General features: G+C 73.5%; 1 protein-coding gene. It reads left to right on the forward strand.

Translation table 11 applies throughout. The annotated features are described in order from the left end of the window. The first annotated feature begins 83 nt into the window (after nucleotides 1-83). On the forward strand, nucleotides 84-521 hold the full coding sequence (locus AX721_RS12090; RefSeq protein WP_068876264.1) for a helix-turn-helix domain-containing protein: 438 nt from the start codon (nucleotides 84-86) through the stop codon (nucleotides 519-521). Nucleotides 522-623 lie beyond the last annotated feature (102 nt).

The raw sequence follows: 623 nt of genomic DNA on the forward strand, positions 1-623 counted from the left end.
GGCATGGGCGAAGGCTCCTCGGGGCTTGCGTCGGGGGGTGATGCGCCGCACCGTGCAAGTTCAAGTCAACTTGAGGTCAAGTGGTGAAATTCCCCGACATCGCCGAGGTCGCGCGCCGCTCGGGCGTTCCCGCCTCCACGCTGCGCTTCTACGAGGAGAAGGGCCTCATCGCTTCGGTGGGCCGGCGTGGCGCGCGGCGGCTCTTCGACCCGGCGGTGCTGGAGCGCCTGGCCCTCATCGCCCTGGGGCGGGCCGCCGGCTTCTCCCTGGACGAGATCGCCCGCATGTTCGCCCCCGACGGCCAGCCTCGCATCGAGCGCGAGCGCCTGACCGCCAAGGCCGACGAACTGGACCGCCGCATCCAGCGCTTGGCCGTCATGCGCGACGGCTTGCGGCACGCGGCGGCCTGTCCGGCGCCGAGCCCGATGGAATGCGACCATTTCCGCCGCATCGTCCGCATGGCGGGCGCCGGCCGCCTCGACGCCCCCGCCCGCCGCCGCTTCGTCGCGGAGGCGGTCTAGCCTCGTGCCCCGGAACCGTCGTACCACCGCCCCGGACGCCACGTTTCGGGATCCTCCATGCGCCCCCTCATCGCCGCCGCCGCCGCGCTCCTCGTCGCGGCC

The organism is Phenylobacterium sp. CCH9-H3 (assembly GCF_001557235.1).
Taxonomy (GTDB): Bacteria; Pseudomonadota; Alphaproteobacteria; order Caulobacterales; family Caulobacteraceae; genus Phenylobacterium.